Genomic DNA, 18492 nt, shown 5'->3' on the forward strand with positions numbered 1-18492 from the left:
GCTACTCGAAGGTGTTGCACCGCGCCATGTCGCCGCTCTTGAAGCCCTGGTAGAACCACTGCTGCCGCTGCTGGGCCGAGCCGTGCGTCCATGACTCGGGCGTCACCCGGCCCTGGTAGCGCTCCTGGATCCGGTCGTCGCCGACCGCTGCGGCCGCGTCCAGGCCGTCGCGGATGTCGGCGTCGGTCAGGTTGGTGATCAGCGGCCGCCCGGTCGACTCGTCGGGCGTGCGCGTCGCGCCCCGGGCCCACACGCCCGCGTAGCAGTCGGCCTGCAGCTCGACCTTCACCGCGTTGCTGTTCCGCCCGGTGCGCCCGTCCTGGGAGCGCGACAGGGTGCCCATGAGGTTCTGCACGTGGTGCCCGTACTCGTGCGCCACCACGTACGCCTGCGCGAACGGCCCGCCGCTGGAGCCGAACTTCGTGCGCAGCTCGTCGAAGAAGCCCAGGTCCAGGTAGACCTTGCGGTCGCCGGGGCAGTAGAACGGCCCGACCGCCGACGTCGCGGCCCCGCACGCCGTGTTCACCCGGTTGGAGAAGAGCACCGTGGAGGCGGGGGTGTAGTTCCCGCCGCGGCGCCCGAACTCCTGCCGCCAGAAGTCCTGCACGCTGTTGACCACCGCGACGGTCCGGCAGTCGTCCTTGGTGTTGGCGTCCGAGCCCGTCCGGCACTGCTGCTGCACCTGCGCGGCACTCGACACGGCCGTCGCGGGCGTCCCGCTGCCGTCCGAGGAGAGCCCGAACTGGTCCGTGCCGAAGAAGAGGCCGAGGATCAGCGCGAGCAGACCCACGACACCGCCGCCGATGGTCGCCCTCCCGCCGGGCACCCGGCTGGAGCGCACGTCCTGGACCTCGGACGTGTCCAGGTTGGCGTCGTCGTCGAACTGCATGCCCGTACCGCCCTCTCGCCGGGAACCGACCTGTTCATCCTGTTACGTGCGGCGCGACCGAGCCCTGATCCGACGGCCGAACGGGGGACAGGCGCGCCCGCGCACGCCGTGTCGCCGCCGCCCGCCGACCCCTCCCGACCTGCCCGCGGCTACGCTCTGCGCCTGACTCGTGGCCAGTGGTGAGGAAGAGGGGGCGGGAGATGGCGCTGGCGCCGCTCGACATGACGACAGGGACGGGCACGGCACGGTCGGCCGCGCGCCCCCTGCGAATGCCGCAGCCGTCGCCCCGCAAGCCCCGCCGTGGACTGCTCGTCCCGGTCCTCACCGCCCTCCTCGCGCTGCCCCTGATCACCGCGGCCCACTACGCGCGCCCCGCCCCCTACGGCGACCACCTCGCGCGCGTGGCCGGGGATTCCGGCGGGCCCGCTCCCCGGGTCCGCACGACGGGCGACGCGGTCGAGGCGTACGACGCCACCGGGACGCGCTGGCGCCACACCCGCGAAGGGCGGCGGCCGCTCGCCGTCCTGCCCGCCCCCGGGCACGCCTTCGCGCTGTGGAGCGACGGCCTGGTCACCGACACCGAACGCGCAGGCGGCCGCGCCGTGCGCTGGCACCGGGCCGTCCCGGACGCCGACACCTGGCTGCGCACCCCGGGCGCGCGCGGCGGCGCCGGAGTCCTCCAGCCGCTCGATTCCGGTGGCCGGATGCTGGCGGTCGTCACGCCGAGGCGCATCGCCGCCTACCGCGCCGCGGACGGCGACCTGCGCTGGGTGCTCCCCGCGCGCGCGGGCTGCGTCTTCGAGCCGGCCACCTATGTGCGGCGAGAGAACGCGCTGCTCGTCGCGCAGCCCTGCGGTACCGCGGCGGGGGCCGCCTGGACCGAGCAGATCGTGGCGGTGGACGGCCTCGGCAGGATCGTCCCGCGCCGTACCCCGCTGGGCAACGAGCTGCCGGAGGAGCCGCGGCCCGGACGCGCGGGAAAAGCGGTTGCACGTCACCGGTAAACTGGCCTGTATGACGTTTCTTCTCTGGGTGCATTAGCGGCGCAGACCGGCCCCCGCCCCGTCAATCAGCCGTAACCCTGCCCTGGAGACCCACCCGTGATCACCGCATCCGGTATCGAACTGCGCGCCGGCGCCCGCATCCTCATCGAGAACGCCACCTTCCGTGTCGCCAAGGGCGACCGCATCGGCCTCGTCGGCCGCAACGGCGCGGGCAAGACCACCCTCACCAAGTGCCTGGCCGGTGAAGGCACCCCGGCCGGCGGCACCATCTCGCGCTCCGGCGAGGTCGGCTACCTGCCGCAGGACCCGCGCACCGGCGACCTCGACGTGCTCGCCCGGGACCGCATCCTTTCCGCCCGCGGTCTCGACACCCTGATGCGCAAGATGCGCGAGAACGAGCAGCGCATCGCCAACGGCTCGGGGGCCACGCAGGCCAAGGCGCTCAAGCAGTACGAGCGCCAGGAGACCGAGTTCCTCACCAAGGGCGGGTACGCCGCCGAGGCCGAGGCCGCGACCATCGCCGCCGCGCTGAACCTCCCCGACCGTGTGCTCGGCCAGCCCCTGCATACGCTCTCCGGCGGTCAGCGGCGCCGTATCGAGCTGGCCCGCATCCTCTTCTCGGACGCCGACACCCTGCTCCTCGACGAGCCCACGAACCACCTGGACGCGGACTCGATCGTCTGGCTGCGCGACTACCTGAAGACGTACAGCGGCGGCTTCATCGTGATCTCCCACGACGTCGACCTGGTCGAGACGGTCGTCAACAAGGTCTTCTACCTGGACGCCAACCGCTCCCAGATCGACGTCTACAACATGGGCTGGAAGCTCTACCAGCAGCAGCGCGAGGCCGACGAGAAGCGCCGCAAGCGCGAGCGGCAGAACGCCGAGAAGAAGGCCGCGACGCTGAACGCGCAGGCCGACAAGATGCGCGCCAAGGCCACCAAGACGGTCGCCGCGCAGAACATGGCGAAGCGCGCCGACAAGCTGCTCGCGGGCCTCGACGAGGTGCGGGCCAAGGACAAGGTCGCCAAGCTGCGCTTCCCCGAGCCCTCGCCGTGCGGCAAGACCCCGCTGATGGCGGAGGGCCTGTCGAAGTCGTACGGCTCGCTGGAGATCTTCACCGACGTCGACCTGGCCATCGACAAGGGCTCCCGGGTCGTCATCCTCGGCCTCAACGGTGCGGGCAAGACCACCCTGCTCAAGCTCCTCGGCGGCGCCGAGGAGCCCGACACCGGCGAGGTCATCAAGGGTCACGGCCTCAAGCTCGGCTACTACGCGCAGGAGCACGAGACCCTCGACCCGGAGCGCACGGTCCTGGAGAACATGCGCTCCGCCGCCCCCGACCTCGACCTGGTCGAGGTGCGCAAGACGCTGGGCTCGTTCCTGTTCTCCGGCGACGACGTCGACAAGCCGGCCGGAGTCCTGTCCGGCGGCGAGAAGACCCGTCTCGCGCTCGCCACGCTGGTCGTCTCCTCCGCGAACGTCCTCCTCCTCGACGAGCCGACGAACAACCTCGACCCGGCCTCCCGCGAGGAGATCCTCGGCGCGCTGCGCACCTACAAGGGCGCCGTCGTCCTCGTCACGCACGACGAGGGCGCCGTCGAGGCGCTGCAGCCGGAGCGGATCATCCTGCTCCCGGACGGCGTCGAGGACCTGTGGGGCCAGACGTACGCGGATCTCGTCGCGCTCGCCTGACCGGCTGGGGACACGTCAGCACGGCTTGATCGAAGAGATGATCCACTCGGTATGGATCATTCGGCCGATCCGTGATCCTTCATCTGGGTGAGATCGCCTCGTACCGAGGTGTGTCGTACACGGATTTCACCCCCGCCTCGCCCTTGGAGCCCTTGCGGCGCCTGGGGAGTCGCTGACCTGGCGGTTTTTTCGCCAGGGTGGTTCCAGGCGTCGTGAAAAGCCTCCGGAATCATGCATTCCGCTCGTGTGGATCCCCTTCGGGACCGGAATTCCGGGCCTACGGACCTTGCCGAATGGGTGGCCAGGAAGCCCGCAAGGGGTGATCATGGGAAATCCAGAGCGCACTTCCCACGAGGAGGCACGGGTGGCCGAGACTCTGAAGAAGGGCAGCCGGGTTACCGGCGCCGCGCGCGACAAGCTCGCGGCAGACCTGAAGAAGAAGTACGACTCCGGTGCGAGCATCCGGGCACTGGCCGAGGAGACCGGCCGCTCGTATGGCTTCGTCCACCGGATGCTCAGCGAATCCGGGGTCACGCTGCGAGGTCGCGGCGGGGCCACGCGAGGCAAGAAGGCCGCGGCAAGCTGACGCGGCCGGCCCGTCCGTCCCACGCGACGGGTCGCACCGGCTCCGGCGGTGACCACCCGGTCGGTTCCCCGATCGGCCGGGTGGTTACTGTGCAGTCACTTACGTCGTTCGCGACCCGACTGCGCAGACCCGGAGGCCCAGATGGCTACGCTCGCACCCCTGCTCGACAAGGACGGGGTCCGGCTCACCGTCGACGATGCCATCGCCACGGTGACCCTGACCAACCCGGACAAGCGCAACGCCCAATCTCCCGCGCTGTGGCGGGCGTTGACCGAGGCCGGACGGTCCCTGCCGGGCTCCGTGCGAGTCGTCGTGGTGCGCGCCGAGGGCAAGTCCTTCTCCGCGGGCCTCGACCGTCGGGCGTTCACGCCCGAGGGCTTCGACGGCGAGCCGTCCTTCATCGACATGGCGCGCGGTGGCGAGGAGTTCCTGGACTCCACGATCGCCGAGTACCAGGAGGCTTTCACCTGGCTGCGGCGCAGCGACATCCTGTCCGTCGCCGCGGTCCAGGGGCATGCGATCGGTGCGGGCTTCCAGCTCGCCCTCGCCTGTGACCTGCGCGTCGTCGCCGACGACGTGCAGTTCTCCATGCGCGAGACCAGCCTCGGGCTCGTACCGGACCTGACCGGCACGCACCCGCTCCTCTCCCTGGTCGGATACGCGCGCGCCCTGGAGATCTGCGTCACCGGCCGCTACGTGCACGCCGACGAGGCCGTCGCCACCGGCCTGGCCAATGTCGCCGTGCCCGCGGAACAGCTGGACGCGGCGACCTCCGACCTGGTCGGGGCGCTCACGGCCGCGCCGCGCGACGCCGTGATCGAGACCAAGGCACTGCTGCAGGGCGCGGCAGGCCGGACCCTGGACGAGCAGGTCGCGGCCGAGCGGGCCGCGCAGGGACGCCGGCTGCGGGACCTGGCGGGGCTCGGGGACTAGGGCCTGTCTTCAAACTCCCGTCTGCCCCGCGACGCCTGGCACGCTTCCCCAAGCTCTCCGACAAGCTCCGAGCAGGGGAGACCCCATTCGCCGCACCGGGCACAAGGCCAAGTACGTCCGGTCCCTCGCGGGTGTCGTGCGCCCGGCACGCCGAGAGCACGCTTCCCCAAGCTCTCAACTCCGTTCGAGCAGGGGAGACCCCATCGACGCCGCGGGGCCCGCCCTCCGGGCGGACGACGGCAGTTTGAAGACAGGCCCTAGCCGGCTAGCCGGCCCCTGGCGGAGCAGCCCCGTGCTCTAGGGATGCACCTCCGTCACCAGTACCGAGACGGTCGGGCCGTCCGGGAGTGCCGTGGTCACGGCCTCCCGGACGGCCCGCGTCACGTCCAGGGCCCGGTGCGACGCCGAGACCGCCAGTTCCACGCGGACGTGGCGGCGGGGCAGCGCGGCCCGACTCTCCGTCTCGTCGATGTGGACGGCGCGGCCAAGACCGCCCAGCGCACCCGTCAGTCGCACCACCCCGGTCACCTCCAGCGCGGTCTGAGCGGCGCGCCCCTCATCGCCCGTAAGGGTGGAGTCCTTGGCCGCGGGGGCGGCGGATTCCGGTTCGTCCGGCTGGGCCGGGGCGTCGTCGAGCAGCGCCGTGACCCGGAGATCGACCTCCGCCACGACCAGGCCCAGCCGCTGCTCCGCCGCGTCCGAGAGGGCCTCCCTGAGCCGCGCCGCGGCCTGCGGCAGTGGTTCGTCCGCCGTCGCCGCGCACTCCGCCTCGATCCGCAGCGGCCCCGGCGGCAGCGCGCTCGGCGGGGCCAACACCGTGGACTCGTACGTCCCTTCGGGATCGGCGAGGGCGAGACGCAACGGGCCGAGCCGCACCCCGGGCACCGCTGCCACCGTCCGGCGCAGCGCACCCTCGGCCGCACCCTCGGTGATCCACGCGCCGTCACCCGGTCCGCCCAACGGCAGCAACCTGCCGAGTCCGAGCTGTTGCCTTACTGCCTGTGCCCATCGGTCAGCCGTCATTTACCCAGGCTGCCTCATCCCGGGCGCGGCTTCGGGTAACCGCACTTAGTGTGGGCGAAAGAAAGCAGGACCCCGCAGGGAGACCGCACCTCACAGAGGGGACACCCCCGATGAGCGACACCGCACAGAAGCCGGGCGAGACGCCCGGAGCCGCCCAGGCGGCCAGGACCAATGTGACCAAGAGGGGCGGTGGCGACCCGGCGGGCCGCGGCCGCACCACCATCGCCGACGGCGTCGTCGAGAAGATCGCCGGACTGGCGGCCCGCGACGTGGTCGGCGTGCACGCGATGGGCAGCGGCCTGTCCCGTACCTTCGGCGCCGTGCGCGACCGGGTGCCGGGCGGGTCGACGAAGTCCGTGACGCGCGGGGTGAAGGCCGAGGTCGGCGAGGTACAGACCGCCCTCGACCTGGAGATCGTCGTCGAGTACGGCGTGTCGATCGCGGACACCGCGCGTGCCGTGCGGGAGAACGTGATCGCGGCGGTCGAGCGCATGACCGGCCTCGAGGTCGTCGAGGTGAACATCGCCGTCAGCGACGTGAAGCTGCCGGACGAGGAAGAAGAAGAGCCGGAGTCACGGCTCCAGTGACCACGCCTCGTACAGGTCGCAGAAGCCGCAGGGGTCGTAGAGGGCCATGGAGAAGGAGCACACGATGAATCTGGCCGTGATCGGCATGATCGCCGGCATGGCCCTCGGGTTCGCCGGATACTTCGGTGGCTTCGGGGCTTTCCTGCTGGTGGCGGCGCTCGGCGCCATCGGCTTCGTCGCCGGCCGGTTCCTCGAAGGGGACCTGGAAGTCGGCGAGTTCTTCCGTTCGCGCGGCGACCGGCGGGGCTGACCGATGTCGGCACAGGTCGCGCCGGCCGAGCGTGGCGCGACCCGGATCGCCGACCGGGTCGTCGCGAAGATCGCCGCACAGGCGGCACGTGAGGCACTGGTCGCCGTCCCCGAGGACGGTGCGCCGCCGCACGCAGCGGTCACCGTCCACCAGGACACCGCGCGCGTACGCATCAGCCTTGAGCTGGGCTTCCCGGCGGACATCGGCGCCCAGTGCGGCGCCGTGCGCCGCCAAGTGGCCGAGCGGGTGAAGGCGTTGGCGGGCATGGAGGTGCCGGAGGTGGCCGTCCAGGTGGAGCGGTTGCACTCGGCGCAGACCCGCGGCACCGACCGGGGGAGGATCCGATGAGCGAGCCCACCCAGCAGTTGCCCGCGGTCGAGCGAGGCCCGGACGGCGGCGACGGTCTCGACCAGTCCGCCTCCGCGGCCGCCTACGAACCGCGCCCCACGCTGGAGGGCGAGGAGAAGCCGGGCCGGTTCTGGTCCGGCCGCCGGGTACCGGCGGGCCTCGCCGCCCTGGTGCTGCTCGCCGGCGTGGGCGTCCTGCTCTACGACATCGCGGCCGTGCGCGCCGGGCAGCCGGCGATGCGGTGGCGCCGCACGCTCTCCGACGAACTCGCCACCCGCACCCTCGACGACGTCGCCGTGCTGATCGGCGCGGGTGTCGCCGTCGCGCTCGGCCTGTGGCTGATCGTCCTCGCGGCGACGCCGGGCCTGCGCGCCGTCCTCCCGATGCGCCGCACCCACGCGGACATCCGCGCGGGGCTGCACCGGGACGCCGCCGCGATGGTGCTGCGCGACCGGGCCATGGAGGTGTCGGGCGTGCAGTCCGTACGGGTGCGGATGAAGCGGTCCAAGGTGGAGGTACGGGCGGTCTCGCACTTCCGTGAACTCGACGACGTACGGGCCGACTTGGACACCACACTGGGCGACGGCATCAAGCAGCTCGGGCTCGGCAGCGCGCCGGGTCTGTCGGTGCGTGTGGCGCGGCCCGGGAAGAAGGGGTGAGCGGCGTGCTCAGGACCGTGAACCGGATCGTGCTCGGGCTGCTCGGCCTGCTGCTGGTCCTCGGCGGTGGCTCGGTGCTCGCCGTCGGGCTCGGCGTGAAAGCGCCGTCCTGGTGGATCTACGACGGCAAGGACGACGTCCTGCTGAGCGACGCCGACCGGCTGCGCTGGCGCGACGAGGGCTGGTGGTGGCCGACGGTGATCGCCGTGCTCGCCGTCGTCGTACTGCTCCTGCTGTGGTGGCTGGTCGCGCAGTTCCGGCGCCACCGCCTCACCGAGGTGCTCGTCGACACGGGCGACGGCGAGGGCGCGCTGCTGCGCGGCCGGGCCCTGGAGAGCGTCGTGGTGAGCGGCGCCGAGGCCCTCGACGGCGTGGAGCGGGCCGGCGTCATACTGACCGGCCGCCGCTCCACCCCGCAGGCCCGGGTGGGCCTCACCCTCGCACCGCACGCCGTACCCGGCGACGCCCTGCACCTGCTCAGCGAGCAGGCCGTGGCCCAGGCGAGAGACTCGGCGGGCCTGGCGTCGCTCCCGGCGGAGGTCCGCCTCAAGGCGGTCAAGCACCGTGCGGAGAGGGTGAGTTGACCGAGTTCTACGGTCAGAACCCGTGCCGGAACCCACCGTCGACCGGCAGCATGACCCCGGTCAGATAGGACGCGGCCGGCGACAGGAAGAACGCCGCGGCCCGCCCGAACTCCTCCGGCGTGCCGTACCGCCGCAGCGGAATCCGCGACTCGTTGGCGACCCGGGTCGCCTCCGGGTCGGCCGAGAGCCCGTCCAGCTCGCGCACCCGGTCCGTGTCGATCCGGGCGGGCAGCAGCCCCACGACGCGGATCCCGCGCGGCCCCAGCTCGTCCGCCAGCGACTTGGCGAACCCGGCGAGCCCGGGCCGCAGGCCGTTGGAGATGGTCAGCCCGGGGATCGGCTCGTGCACGGAGCCGGAGAGCACGAACCCGATGACGCCGCCCTCGCCGAGCTCCGCCGCCGCCGAGCGCGCGAGCCGCACCGCGCCCATGAACACCGACTCGAACGCCGACACCCACTGCTCGTCCGTGTTGTCCGCGACGAAGCCGGGCGCGGGCCCGCCCACGCTGACGAGAATCCCGTCGAACCCGCCGAACTGCTCGCGCGCGGCGCCGATCACCCGCTCGGCGACGGCCGGATCGGCGTTGTCGACGGCGATCCCGTAGGCGTTCGGGCCGAGCTCGGCCGCCGCGTTCTTGGCCTTCTGCTCGTCGCGCCCGGTGATGACGACCTTCGCGCCGTCGTCGATGAGCTGGCGCGCGGCGGCGTTGCCGAGGCCGCGGGTGGCGCCGGTGACTACGTAGACACGGTCCTTCAGTCCAAGATCCATGGCCCCTATCCTGCCTCTCCGTCCTCCTCCGGGGCGAACAGGGTCAGCGCGGTGCCCACGAGTCCGATGTGGCTGAACGCCTGCGGGAAGTTGCCCAGCTGGCGGCCGGCCACCGGGTCGTACTCCTCGGCGAGCAGCCCCACGTCGTTGCGGAGCGCCACCAGCCGCTCGAACAGCTCGCGTGCCTCCTTCGTCCGCCCCGTCAGGTGCAGCGCGTCCGCCAGCCAGAACGAACAGACCAGGAACGTGCCCTCCTGCCCGGGCAGCCCGTCGACCCCGGACTCGTCCAGGCTGTAGCGGTGCAGCAGCCCGTCGTGCTCCAGCTCGTCCCGTACCGCGTCGACCGTGCCGACGATCCGCGGGTCGTCCGCCGGCAGGAACCCCACCCGGGGGAGGAGGAGCAGCGCGGCGTCGAGCGCGCGCGATCCGTAGAACTGGGTGAACGTGCCGCGCTCGGCGTCGTACCCGCGCTCGCACACATCGCGGTGGATCGTGTCGCGCAGCTTGCGCAGCCGGTCGATGTCGCCGGGCAGCCGCGGATCGTCCTCCATGGCGCGCACCGTGCGGTCCACGGCGACCCACGCCATCACCTTCGAGTGCACGAAGTGGCGGCGCGGCCCGCGCACCTCCCACAGCCCCTCGTCGGGCTCCTCCCACGCCTCCTCCAGGAAGTCGAGGAGCGCCAACTGCAGCTTCCAGACGTGCGATCCGGTCTTGAGCCCCGAGCGGCGGGCGACGGCCAGCGAGTCGACGACCTCCCCGTACACGTCGAGCTGCACCTGCTGCACGGCGCCGTTCCCGGTCCGTACGGGACGGGAGTCGCGGTACCCGTCCAGCCAGCCCAGCTCCTGCTCGGGCAGCCGCCGCTCGCCCGCGAGCCCGTACATGATCTGCAGGTCGGCGGGGTTGCCCGCGACGGCCCGCAGCAGCCAGTCGCGCCAGGCCTCGGCCTCCTCCACATAGCCCGCCGACAGGAGCGCGCCGAGCGTGAGGGTGGAGTCGCGCAGCCAGCAGTAGCGGTAGTCCCAGTTCCGTACGCCGCCGATCTCCTCCGGCAGCGAGGTGGTGGGGGCCGCCACGATGCCGCCGCTCGGCGCGTACGTGAGCGCCTTCAGCGTCAGCAGGGAGCGGATCACGGCATCGCGGTGCGGGCCGTCGTAGCGGCAGCGGTCGGACCAGGCCCGCCAGTCCTCCAGGCTGTGCCGCAGCGACTCGTACGGGTCGATGAGCGGGGGACGCTGCTCGTGCGAGGGATGCCAGGTCAGGACGAAGGCGACCCGCTCGCCCTCCTCGACCGTGAACTCCGCGTGCGTACAGAAGTCCTCGCCCCAGCTGTGCACCTCGGGCTCGCTGCGCAGCCACGCCGAGTCCGGGCCCGCGACGGCCACCCGGTGCCCGTCGACGCGGCGTACCCACGGCACGACCGAGCCGTAGTCGAAGCGCAGCCGCAGCGCGCTGCGGACGGTGACGCGGCCGCTGAGGCCCTCGACGATGCGGACGAGGTCGGGGGCGCGGTCGCGCTGCGGCATGAAGTCGGTGACCCGGACGCTGCCGTCCTGCGTTTCCCACTCGGTGTCGAGCACGAGGGAACCGGGCCGGTAGGCGCGCCGGGTGCACTCCTCGGCGTTCTCGGGGGCGATCCGCCACTGCCCGTTCTCCTCGTCGCCGAGCAGCGCGGCGAAGCACGCGGGCGAGTCGAACCGTGGCAGACAGAGCCAGTCGACGGAGCCGGTCCGCGAGATCAGAGCGGCGGTCTGCTCGTCGCCGACAAGCGCGTAGTCCTCAATAGGCCGATGCATACAGTCCCGACTGCCCCGTCAGGGGCGCGGGGAACTGCGCTACCGGCCACACACAACCGGTTCGCGCTACAAGGTCGACCAGGCAGCCGAGCAGGCGCCTGCCTAGACAGCGGCCGGGGCCACCTCGTCCACGGCCCCGTCCTCCTCCTTACGACGCCGCTCCCGGAGCTCGCGCCGCAGCAGCACCACCCACCCCACGGGCACAGCGGCAGCGAACAGCCACCACTGGTACGCGTAGGCGAAGTTCAGCGCGGCGTCCTCCTTGCCGGGGTCGCCGAGCAGCTCCGGGACATCGCCCCGCGGATCGGGCGCGGTCTGCTGGATGTAACCGCCGAGCACCTGGGCTCCGCCACCGAGGCGCTGCGCGGCCTCCTTGCTGTTGACCAGCATGATCTGCCGTTCGGGCAGGCCCTTGATGTTCTTGATGCCGCTCGCCGCGGTCGTCTCGTCCGGCATCAGGCGCCCCCGGACCGTGACCTCGCCGCTCGGCGGCGCGGGCACCTTCGGGTAGGTGGTCTGGTTGCCGCTGTCGGCGACCCAGCCCCGGTTGACCAGCAGGACCTTGCCGTCCTTCAGGACGAACGGGGTCAGCACGTGATAGCCGACCTCGTCGTTGGAGTTGACCCGGCGGCGCACGACGACCTCGTCGTCGGTGTCGAAACGGCCCTTGGCCGTCACGGTGCGGTAGCGCTCGCTACTGGTGACGGTGTGGCCGACGGCCGCGAGGTCCTCGACCGGCACCGGCTTCGCCTTCAGCGCGTCGGTGACCAGCTGGTTGCGGGCGGCACGCTCGTCGTGGCGGTGCATCTGCCAGATGCCGAGCCGGATCATCGTGGGGATGAGGACGAGGGCGACCAGTGTGAGGATCACCCACTGCCTAGTCAACAGGAAGCGGTACACCCCATGACCGTACAACTCGGCCATGGGGTGGTTTCAGGGGGGTGCGCCCGGTAGAGGGCGGTGTGCCGCGGTAGGCCGTGTCCGGCCTGGGGCCTCAGACCTTGTCGACGATGCCCACCCGCCCCTCCGCGCGGGAGCAGTGCGCCCCGCAGTACCAGTGGCCCTCGACCTCGACGCCCTGACCGATGATGCGCGAGCGGCAGTGCTCGCAGATGGGCGCCATGCGGTGGATGGCGCAGGAGAAGCAGTCGAAGACGTGCACCGCGCCCTGCGCGTGCACCTCGAACGACATGCCGTAGTCGTTTCCGCAGACCTCACAACGTGCCATGCGCCACAGAGTGGGTGCCGGGACGGCGCCGGGGCGAGCGGGCGCGGGGCGAGTCGCCCCGCAATCACCCGTCTGTCCGCCCGTCGGCTAGTCCGCCGACGCCACGTCCTGGAGCAGCTGGCCGAACGCCGCCTCGTCCACGACCGGCGTCCCGAACTGCTTCGCCTTCACGACCTTCGACGTGTACGAGTCCGGGTCATTGGTCACGAGCAGGCTGGTCAGCCGCGACAGGCTCGTCGCCACGTGCAGCCCCGCGTCGACCGCCCGGTCCTCCAGGAGTTCCCGCTCGACCGAGGTGTCCCCGGAGAACGCGACCCGCATCCCCTGCTTGAGCGGCTTGCCCGGCTCGTAGCGCCCCGGGTTCGGGTACGGGCACGCCGGCCGCTTGCGGGAGGGACGCCAGCTGCCGGCGCCCCCGCCGGCGCCGCCCCGGTACGAGGACTGCGGCTGGCGCGGCACGGACTGCTCGGCCCATTCGGTGAGCGGGCGGCACTCCAGGAGCGGCAGCCGCATGTTCTTCGTGGCGGCCGCGCGCAGGCTCGGCCGGAACGCCTCCGCGAGCACGCGCGCGTCGTCGAGCGCATGGTGCGCGTGCTCCTGCACGACACCGAAGTGCGCGGCCAGGGACTCCAGCTTGTGGTTGGGCAGCGGCAGCCCGAGCTCCTTGGAGAGCGCGATGGTGCACAGCCGCTGCCGGACCGGGGCGGTGCGCTGCGCCCGCGCGTACTCCCGGGAGATCATCGACCAGTCGAAGACCGCGTTGTGCGCGACCAGGACGCGGCCGTCCAGGCGCGCGGCGAACTCCTCGGCGATCTCCGGGAACAGCGGCGCGCCGTCGAGCACGTCGGTCGTCAGGCCGTGGATCCACACCGGGCCCGGATCGCGCTCCGGGTTGACCAGCGTGTACCAGTGGTCCTCGACCTCACCACGGGCGTCCAGCCGGTAGACGGCAGCGGAGATTATCCGGTCGTCCCTGGAGAGGCCGGTGGTCTCCACGTCGACGACCGCGTATCCCTGCGGATACGCGGCCGGCCAGGGGGCTGCGGACGCTGCGGTCGGTCGGTCTTCGAGCATGGTCCCTGAGGATACGGGCCGTCACTGACACTCCGATCGCCGCCGTCCCCCTCCGTGGCGCCGCCGTCTCAAGTGGCCGGAGCGAGGAGCGACTTCACCAGGGCCCGCACCGAGGTCGCGAAGAGCCGCTCCGTGTCGACGGGCGCGGCGAGCGCGCGGGCCAGGGCGCGATCGTCCTCGGCCCTCCGCTCGTCCCACAGGTCCTCCTCGCCCGGGTGCTGCGCCGGGGCCCGCTCCCGGTTCCGCTCCACCAGGACGTGCCCGACGACGTGGAACTGCACCGCCCGTACGGCCTCGGCGGCGCGGGTGCCGCGCAGCCCCGCCGCGTGCACCTCGTGCACCAGGGCCTGCTGCGCGGGCAGGAACATGCGCTCGGTCAGGCCGCGTTCGTGGACCATCGCGACCAGGTGCGGATGCGCGCGCAACTGGCGGCGCAGGGTGCGGGCGACGGAGACGACGCGCTCGGCCGGGGTGGTGCCGCGCGGCCGGATCTCGCCGAGGTCGGCGACGGTGCGCTCCACGAGGGCGTCCAGCAGCGACTCGCGATTGCCGACGTGCCAGTAGATCGAGGTGACGGCCGTGCCCAGCTCGGCCGCGAGCCTGCGCATGGTCAGCGCCTCGGGGCCGTGCTGCTTGACCAGGCCGGCCGCGGCGGCGAGCACGTCCTCCCGGGTGAGCGGCGCGCGTGCCATGGTCGCCCCCTTCCGCCGGTACCTGCCGCACGTGTCTTTACCCTTCATCGCCGTCGGTGTAACTGTGTTACAGGCGCCTTGCGAACGACCCCCGGAACGTCACCCCATGACTTCAGGAAGGGCGGTACGACATGGCTCGCGTACGGTACGGAGCGCGCACCGAGGCGGAGATCGCCGCCGCGCGCACCGCGAGCAGCAAGCTTCCCGACATCTGGTCCACCGGCGTGGTCGCCGTGTGGGAGTCCGACCCGGACGCGGTGGCCGCGGTGCTGCCGCCGCCGCTCAAGCCCACCGCGCGGCCCCTGGTGCGGGCCAACATCAGCAAGGTCGACCTGCCCGGCTATCCGCTGGGCGCGGGCTCGGTCGCCGTCGCCGCGGAGCACGGCGGGGTGGAGGGCTGGTATCCGCTGGTCATGCCGATGACCCACGAGCGGGCCCTGATCGGCGGGCGCGAGGTCTTCGGGGAGCCGAAGAAGCTCGGCGAGGTCACGGTGGAGCGCGACGGGCTCGTCGTGCGGGCCGCGCTGGCCCGGCACGGCATCGCGTTCGTGGAGGTGCGCGGCGCGGTCAGCGGGAGCCTGCCGCTGCCGGAGCCGTCGCAGAAGACGGACTTCTACTTCAAGTTCCTTCCCGCGGTGGACGGTGCGGGCTTCGACGCGGACCCGGTCCTCGTGCACTGTCTGCGCAACGAGAAGGTCAGGAAGCTGGAGCGGATCACCGGCGACGTCGTCCTGCGGGAGTCGATGTTCGATCCCGTGGCCGATCTTCCCGTGCGCACGGTGGTGGAGATCACCATCGGCGAGAAGACCACCGACCAGAAGGGCAAGGTCGTCGAGCGCGTCAGCGCCCAGGCCCTGCTGCCGTACATCCACCAGCGCTACGACGACCCGCAGCAGATCCTCGACGGCCCGCCCGAGGGGAGCGTCTGATGCGCCTGGAGACGGGACAGGTCGCCGTCGTCACCGGCGCGGCGAGCGGCATCGGGCTCGCCATGGCGCGGCGGTTCGCGGCGGGCGGCCTGAAGGTGGTCCTCGCCGACGTCGAGAAGGGCGCCCTGGAGGCCGCCGCCGAAGGGCTGCGGGAGGACGGCGCGATCGTGCACGCGCGCGTGGTCGACGTCGGCGAGCGCGAGCAGGTCATGGCGCTCGCCGAGGACACGTACGCGACGTTCGGCGCCTGCCACGTGCTGTGCAACAACGCGGGCGTCGGCTCGGGCGCCGAGGGTCGCATGTGGGAGCACGAGCCCAACGACTGGAAGTGGGCGTTCAACGTCAACGTGTGGGGCGTCTTCCACGGCGTCCAGGCGTTCGTGCCCCGGATGATCGCGGGCGGCGAGCCCGGCCACGTCGTCAACACCTCGTCCGGGGACGGCGGGATCGCGCCGCTGCCGACGGCCTCCGTGTACGCGGTCACGAAGGCGGCCGTCGTGACGCTCACCGAGTCGCTGTACGCGCATCTGAAGGCGGAGCACGCGCGCGTGGGCGCCTCGGTGCTCTTCCCCGGCCCCCACATGCTGCGTACCGGGCTGTGGGAGTCGCACCGCAACCGGCCCGACCGGTTCGCCAAGGAGCGGCCCCGCAAGACGCCCTACCGCAGTCTCGGCCAGTGGGAGTCGGCGATGAAGGCGGCCGGCAAGGAGGTCGAGTTCACGCCCGTGGAGGAGGTGGCGGACCTCGTCGCGGAGGGCATCGCGGCGGACCGGTTCTGGCTGCTGCCCGAGAGCGAGCACAGCGACCGGCAGATCAAGGCCAGGTCGCGGTCGATGCTGGACCGGGCGAACCCCGCGTACCTGGAGAGCTTCATTCTCGACTGAGCCCGTGTGAGGAGCGACGCACGATGAGCAACCAGGACCCCTACCTGATCATCTCCTCCGACTGCCACGCCGGACTGCCCACCGAGGAGTACCGGCCCTACCTGGACAGCCGGTTCCACCGCGCCTTCGACGAGTTCCTGGGCGAGCGGGACAAGCGCCGCGAGGAGGCGACGCGGCTCGGCATCCGCAACGACGCGTTCGCCGCCAAGTGGTTCTCCGACAACGAGGAAGGGCTGCGCGGCGGTTGGGACGCCGCACAGCGCCTGAAAGAGCTCGACGGCGACGGGGTGGCCGCCGAGGTCGTCTTCCCCGACGCGGACGCCGTGGACAGCCGGACGGCGGCGCCCTTCGGTGTCGGGCTCGGCCTCTCCGGCGACCAGGACCCCGAGCTCGGCATGGCGGGCGCCCAGGCGCACAACCGCTGGCTCGCCGAGTTCGTCTCGCAGAACCCCGAACGGCACTGCGGCGTCGCCCTGTTGCCGATCACGGCCGAGCCGGACAAGGTCGTCGCCGAGGTGCACCGAGCCAAGGAGTCGGGGCTCGGCGCCCTGATGATCCCCTCCATGTGGGTCGACAAGGACCCGTACCACGCGAGCCGCTACGACCCCGTGTGGGCGGCGGCCGCCGAGTGCCGGATGCCCGTCGTGACGCACTCGGGAGCGGCGCCGCGCCACGAGTACGGCGACCATCTCGGCATCTACGTCAGCGAAGTGACGTGGTGGCCCGCCCGCCCGCTCTGGTTCATGCTCTGGTCCGGCGTCTTCGAGCGGCATCCGGGGCTCAAGTTCGGCGTCGCCGAGTCGGGCTGCTGGTGGCTGCCGAACCTGCTCTGGTTCATGGACCGCCTCTACCTGGGCGCCCACGGCGGCAAGAAGCTCTCCCCGTTCGCCGAGCTGAAGCGCTCGCCGCACGAGTACCTGGACCGGCAGGTCTTCATCTGCGCCACGAACACCAAGCGCCGTGAACTCGCCCAGCGTTACGAGATCGGCGTCGACAACATCCTGTGGGGCAGCGACTTCCCGCACCCCGAAGGCACATGGCCGGACACGCGCGCGTGGCTGAAGAAGACCTTCCACGACATCCCGGTCGACGAGACCCGCCGCATGCTGGGCCTCGCCGCGGCCGAGGTCTTCGGCTTCGACACCGAGAAGCTGGCCCCGCTCGCGCGGCGTATCGGGCCGACGCCCGCCGATCTCGGCCAGGACGCCGACCAGAGCGCCGTCGAGGCGTCCTGGGCGCGCTCGCGCGACGTGGGCCGCCACTGGCTGACCGACCACGACTTCCCGACGCTCGGGGTGACCCCATGAACACACCCGCAGACAGGTACACGGTGATCTCCGCGGACTGCCACGCGGGCGCCGATCTCCTCGACTACAAGCCGTACTTGGAGGCGGCGCACCACGACGCCTTCGACGCGTGGGCCGCCTCCTACGTCAACCCGTACGAGGACCTGCTCGCCGACACCGCCGACCGCAACTGGAACTCCGACCGCCGCGTCGCGGAGCTGGAGCGGGACGGCATCGTCGCCGAAGTGGTCTTCCCGAACACCATCCCGCCCTTCTTCCCGTCGGCGTCGCTGATGGCGCCCGCGCCCACGCGCGAGGAGTTCGAGCAGCGCTGGGCCGGCCTGCGAGCCCACAACCGGTGGCTCGCGGACTTCTGCGCCGCCGCCCCCGGCCGCAGGGCGGGCGTCTTCCAGATCCTCCTCAACGACGTGGAGGAGGCCGTCAAGGAGATCCGCTGGGCGGCCGAAGCGGGCCTGAGGGGAGGTCTGTTGCTGCCCGGCACGCCGCCGGGTTCCGGCCTTCCGGAGCTCTACTCGGCCGCGTACGACCCGATCTGGCGGACCTGCGCCGAGCTCGGCGTCCCGGTCAACCACCACGCGGGCTCGGCCTCGCCGCCGCTGGGTGACGAACCGGCCGCCCGCGCGGTCTTCATGGTCGAGACGACCTGGTTCTCGCACCGCGCCCTGTGGCACCTCGTCTTCGGCGGCGCCTTCCGCAAGCACCCGGACCTGAAACTCGTCCTCACGGAGCAGGGATCGGGCTGGATCCCCGGCGTGCTCGACATGCTGGACTACTACCACGGCCGCCTCGTGAAGGCCGCCACGAGGGCGAACACCGCGGAGTCCAAGTTCGGTGCGGGACTGGCCGATTCGATGGGCAAGGGCCCCTCCACCGTGTGGCGGGAGAACTGCTTCGTGGGCGCGAGCTTCATGCGCCCCCACGAAGTGCCGCTGCGCGACCGCATCGGCCTCGACAAGATCATGTGGGGCAGCGACTACCCGCACGACGAGGGCACGTACCCGTACACGCGCGAAGGCCTGCGCATCGCCTACGCGGGCCTGCCGCGCGACGAGATCGCCGCGATGGTCGGGGGAAACACCGCCCGCGTCTACGGATTCGACCTCGCCCTCCTCGACCCGATCGCGGCCCGCGTGGGCCCGACCGTCGCCGAGATCGACGAGCCCCTCAAGGAGCCGCCGGCGGACGCCACGAGTCCCGTGTTCGCGCCCGGAGCGTCAGTACGGGTCTGGTGAGGCCCGGAGGTGCCATGCTC

At 72.0% G+C, this 18492-nt stretch carries 21 protein-coding genes; 13 read left to right on the forward strand and 8 right to left on the reverse strand.

What is annotated here, in order from left to right; translation table 11 throughout:
* Nucleotide 1: 1 nt before the first annotated feature.
* Nucleotides 2-889: a neutral zinc metallopeptidase gene (locus tag B072_RS0128705; RefSeq protein ID WP_018533411.1), complete on the reverse strand. Its 888-nt coding sequence runs from the start codon at nt 887-889 to the stop codon at nt 2-4.
* Nucleotides 890-1089: 200 nt separating this feature from the next.
* On the opposite strand from B072_RS0128705, the gene B072_RS0128710 reads away from it, so the two are divergent.
* From B072_RS0128710 to B072_RS0128725, 4 genes are all read left to right on the forward strand, one after another.
* Nucleotides 1090-1893 carry a hypothetical protein gene (locus B072_RS0128710; RefSeq protein ID WP_018533412.1) on the forward strand — a complete coding sequence of 268 codons (804 nt, stop codon included), beginning with the start codon at nt 1090-1092 and terminating at the stop codon, nt 1891-1893.
* A gap of 96 nt (nt 1894-1989) precedes the next feature.
* Nucleotides 1990-3588: an ABC-F family ATP-binding cassette domain-containing protein gene (locus tag B072_RS0128715; protein ID WP_018533413.1), complete on the forward strand. Its 1599-nt coding sequence runs from the start codon at nt 1990-1992 to the stop codon at nt 3586-3588.
* Between the two features lie 364 nt (nt 3589-3952).
* Nucleotides 3953-4174 carry a helix-turn-helix domain-containing protein gene (locus tag B072_RS0128720; protein WP_018533414.1) on the forward strand — a complete coding sequence of 74 codons (222 nt, stop codon included), beginning with the start codon at nt 3953-3955 and terminating at the stop codon, nt 4172-4174.
* A gap of 141 nt (nt 4175-4315) precedes the next feature.
* Nucleotides 4316-5107 (forward strand): enoyl-CoA hydratase/isomerase family protein, encoded by a 792-nt coding sequence (locus B072_RS0128725; protein WP_018533415.1) that lies wholly within the window; start codon nt 4316-4318, stop codon nt 5105-5107.
* Nucleotides 5108-5404: 297 nt separating this feature from the next.
* Here the strand turns inward: B072_RS0128725 and B072_RS0128730 are convergent, their stop codons facing one another.
* Nucleotides 5405-6130, reverse strand: a complete 726-nt coding sequence (locus B072_RS0128730) for a hypothetical protein (RefSeq protein ID WP_026246396.1) — start codon at nt 6128-6130, stop codon at nt 5405-5407.
* 110 nt (nt 6131-6240) lie between these two features.
* Between B072_RS0128730 and B072_RS0128735 the strand changes: the two genes are divergently transcribed.
* The 5 genes from B072_RS0128735 (at nt 6241) to amaP (ending at nt 8558) form a co-directional block, all read left to right on the forward strand.
* Nucleotides 6241-6717, forward strand: a complete 477-nt coding sequence (locus B072_RS0128735; RefSeq protein WP_018533417.1) for an Asp23/Gls24 family envelope stress response protein — start codon at nt 6241-6243, stop codon at nt 6715-6717.
* Nucleotides 6718-6781: 64 nt separating this feature from the next.
* Nucleotides 6782-6967, forward strand: a complete 186-nt coding sequence (locus B072_RS0128740; protein ID WP_026246397.1) for a hypothetical protein — start codon at nt 6782-6784, stop codon at nt 6965-6967.
* Between the two features lie 3 nt (nt 6968-6970).
* The gene (locus B072_RS0128745; protein ID WP_018533419.1) at nt 6971-7315 is read left to right on the forward strand and encodes an iron-sulfur cluster assembly protein; all 345 of its coding nucleotides are present in this window, start codon (nt 6971-6973) and stop codon (nt 7313-7315) included.
* Complete coding sequence (locus B072_RS0128750) at nt 7312-7974, forward strand: DUF6286 domain-containing protein (protein ID WP_018533420.1); 663 nt, start codon at nt 7312-7314, stop codon at nt 7972-7974. Before B072_RS0128745 ends, B072_RS0128750 begins: the two co-directional genes overlap by 4 nt.
* Nucleotides 7971-8558, forward strand: coding sequence for an alkaline shock response membrane anchor protein AmaP (gene amaP, locus B072_RS0128755; protein WP_018533421.1), 588 nt, complete (start codon nt 7971-7973; stop codon nt 8556-8558). The genes B072_RS0128750 and amaP overlap by 4 nt, the downstream gene beginning before the upstream one ends.
* Nucleotides 8559-8571: 13 nt before the next feature.
* On the opposite strand, the gene B072_RS0128760 is transcribed toward amaP, so the two are convergent.
* The 6 genes from B072_RS0128760 to B072_RS0128785 form a co-directional block, all read right to left on the reverse strand.
* Nucleotides 8572-9327, reverse strand: coding sequence for an SDR family oxidoreductase (locus B072_RS0128760; protein ID WP_018533422.1), 756 nt, complete (start codon nt 9325-9327; stop codon nt 8572-8574).
* Between the two features lie 5 nt (nt 9328-9332).
* Nucleotides 9333-11126 carry a glycoside hydrolase family 15 protein gene (locus B072_RS0128765; protein WP_018533423.1) on the reverse strand — a complete coding sequence of 598 codons (1794 nt, stop codon included), beginning with the start codon at nt 11124-11126 and terminating at the stop codon, nt 9333-9335.
* 102 nt (nt 11127-11228) lie between these two features.
* Nucleotides 11229-12026, reverse strand: a complete 798-nt coding sequence (locus B072_RS0128770; RefSeq protein ID WP_026246398.1) for an SURF1 family protein — start codon at nt 12024-12026, stop codon at nt 11229-11231.
* 94 nt (nt 12027-12120) lie between these two features.
* Nucleotides 12121-12354, reverse strand: a complete 234-nt coding sequence (locus B072_RS0128775; RefSeq protein WP_078506612.1) for a hypothetical protein — start codon at nt 12352-12354, stop codon at nt 12121-12123.
* Between the two features lie 87 nt (nt 12355-12441).
* On the reverse strand, nt 12442-13428 hold the full coding sequence (locus tag B072_RS0128780; RefSeq protein ID WP_018533426.1) for a DEDDh family exonuclease: 987 nt from the start codon (nt 13426-13428) through the stop codon (nt 12442-12444).
* Nucleotides 13429-13496: 68 nt separating this feature from the next.
* Entirely contained in the window at nt 13497-14120 is a 624-nt protein-coding gene (locus B072_RS0128785; protein WP_018533427.1) for a TetR/AcrR family transcriptional regulator, read from the reverse strand.
* Between the two features lie 131 nt (nt 14121-14251).
* Between B072_RS0128785 and B072_RS0128790 the strand changes: the two genes are divergently transcribed.
* From B072_RS0128790 to B072_RS0128805, 4 genes are read left to right on the forward strand one after another with little or no spacing between them, the layout of a single operon-like run.
* The gene (locus B072_RS0128790; protein WP_018533428.1) at nt 14252-15049 is read left to right on the forward strand and encodes an acetoacetate decarboxylase family protein; all 798 of its coding nucleotides are present in this window, start codon (nt 14252-14254) and stop codon (nt 15047-15049) included.
* Nucleotides 15049-15933, forward strand: coding sequence for an SDR family NAD(P)-dependent oxidoreductase (locus B072_RS0128795; protein WP_018533429.1), 885 nt, complete (start codon nt 15049-15051; stop codon nt 15931-15933). Before B072_RS0128790 ends, B072_RS0128795 begins: the two co-directional genes overlap by 1 nt.
* A 23-nt stretch (nt 15934-15956) precedes the next feature.
* Complete coding sequence (locus tag B072_RS0128800) at nt 15957-17240, forward strand: amidohydrolase family protein (RefSeq protein ID WP_018533430.1); 1284 nt, start codon at nt 15957-15959, stop codon at nt 17238-17240.
* Nucleotides 17237-18472, forward strand: a complete 1236-nt coding sequence (locus B072_RS0128805) for an amidohydrolase family protein (protein ID WP_026246399.1) — start codon at nt 17237-17239, stop codon at nt 18470-18472. Before B072_RS0128800 ends, B072_RS0128805 begins: the two co-directional genes overlap by 4 nt.
* The last annotated feature ends 20 nt before the right edge of the window (nt 18473-18492 follow it).

Origin of the sequence: Streptomyces sp. HmicA12 (assembly GCF_000373565.1) — a bacterium.
Taxonomy (GTDB): Bacteria; Actinomycetota; Actinomycetes; order Streptomycetales; family Streptomycetaceae; genus Streptomyces.

Bases quoted from the DNA above. Each gene is read 5' to 3' on its own strand.
- B072_RS0128725 (WP_018533415.1), top strand. From the start codon at position 4,316: ATGGCTACGCTCGCACCCCTGCTCGACAAGGACGGGGTCCGGCTCACC.
- B072_RS0128790 (WP_018533428.1), top strand. From the start codon at position 14,252: ATGGCTCGCGTACGGTACGGAGCGCGCACCGAGGCGGAGATCGCCGCC.
- B072_RS0128775 (WP_078506612.1), bottom strand. From the start codon at position 12,354: ATGGCACGTTGTGAGGTCTGCGGAAACGACTACGGCATGTCGTTCGAG.
- B072_RS0128705 (WP_018533411.1), bottom strand. From the start codon at position 889: ATGCAGTTCGACGACGACGCCAACCTGGACACGTCCGAGGTCCAGGAC.
- B072_RS0128710 (WP_018533412.1), top strand. From the start codon at position 1,090: ATGGCGCTGGCGCCGCTCGACATGACGACAGGGACGGGCACGGCACGG.
- B072_RS0128760 (WP_018533422.1), bottom strand. From the start codon at position 9,327: ATGGATCTTGGACTGAAGGACCGTGTCTACGTAGTCACCGGCGCCACC.
- B072_RS0128805 (WP_026246399.1), top strand. From the start codon at position 17,237: ATGAACACACCCGCAGACAGGTACACGGTGATCTCCGCGGACTGCCAC.
- B072_RS0128800 (WP_018533430.1), top strand. From the start codon at position 15,957: ATGAGCAACCAGGACCCCTACCTGATCATCTCCTCCGACTGCCACGCC.
- B072_RS0128785 (WP_018533427.1), bottom strand. From the start codon at position 14,120: ATGGCACGCGCGCCGCTCACCCGGGAGGACGTGCTCGCCGCCGCGGCC.
- B072_RS0128750 (WP_018533420.1), top strand. From the start codon at position 7,312: ATGAGCGAGCCCACCCAGCAGTTGCCCGCGGTCGAGCGAGGCCCGGAC.
- B072_RS0128730 (WP_026246396.1), bottom strand. From the start codon at position 6,130: ATGACGGCTGACCGATGGGCACAGGCAGTAAGGCAACAGCTCGGACTC.
- B072_RS0128745 (WP_018533419.1), top strand. From the start codon at position 6,971: ATGTCGGCACAGGTCGCGCCGGCCGAGCGTGGCGCGACCCGGATCGCC.
- B072_RS0128780 (WP_018533426.1), bottom strand. From the start codon at position 13,428: ATGCTCGAAGACCGACCGACCGCAGCGTCCGCAGCCCCCTGGCCGGCC.
- B072_RS0128735 (WP_018533417.1), top strand. From the start codon at position 6,241: ATGAGCGACACCGCACAGAAGCCGGGCGAGACGCCCGGAGCCGCCCAG.
- B072_RS0128795 (WP_018533429.1), top strand. From the start codon at position 15,049: ATGCGCCTGGAGACGGGACAGGTCGCCGTCGTCACCGGCGCGGCGAGC.
- B072_RS0128740 (WP_026246397.1), top strand. From the start codon at position 6,782: ATGAATCTGGCCGTGATCGGCATGATCGCCGGCATGGCCCTCGGGTTC.
- B072_RS0128765 (WP_018533423.1), bottom strand. From the start codon at position 11,126: ATGCATCGGCCTATTGAGGACTACGCGCTTGTCGGCGACGAGCAGACC.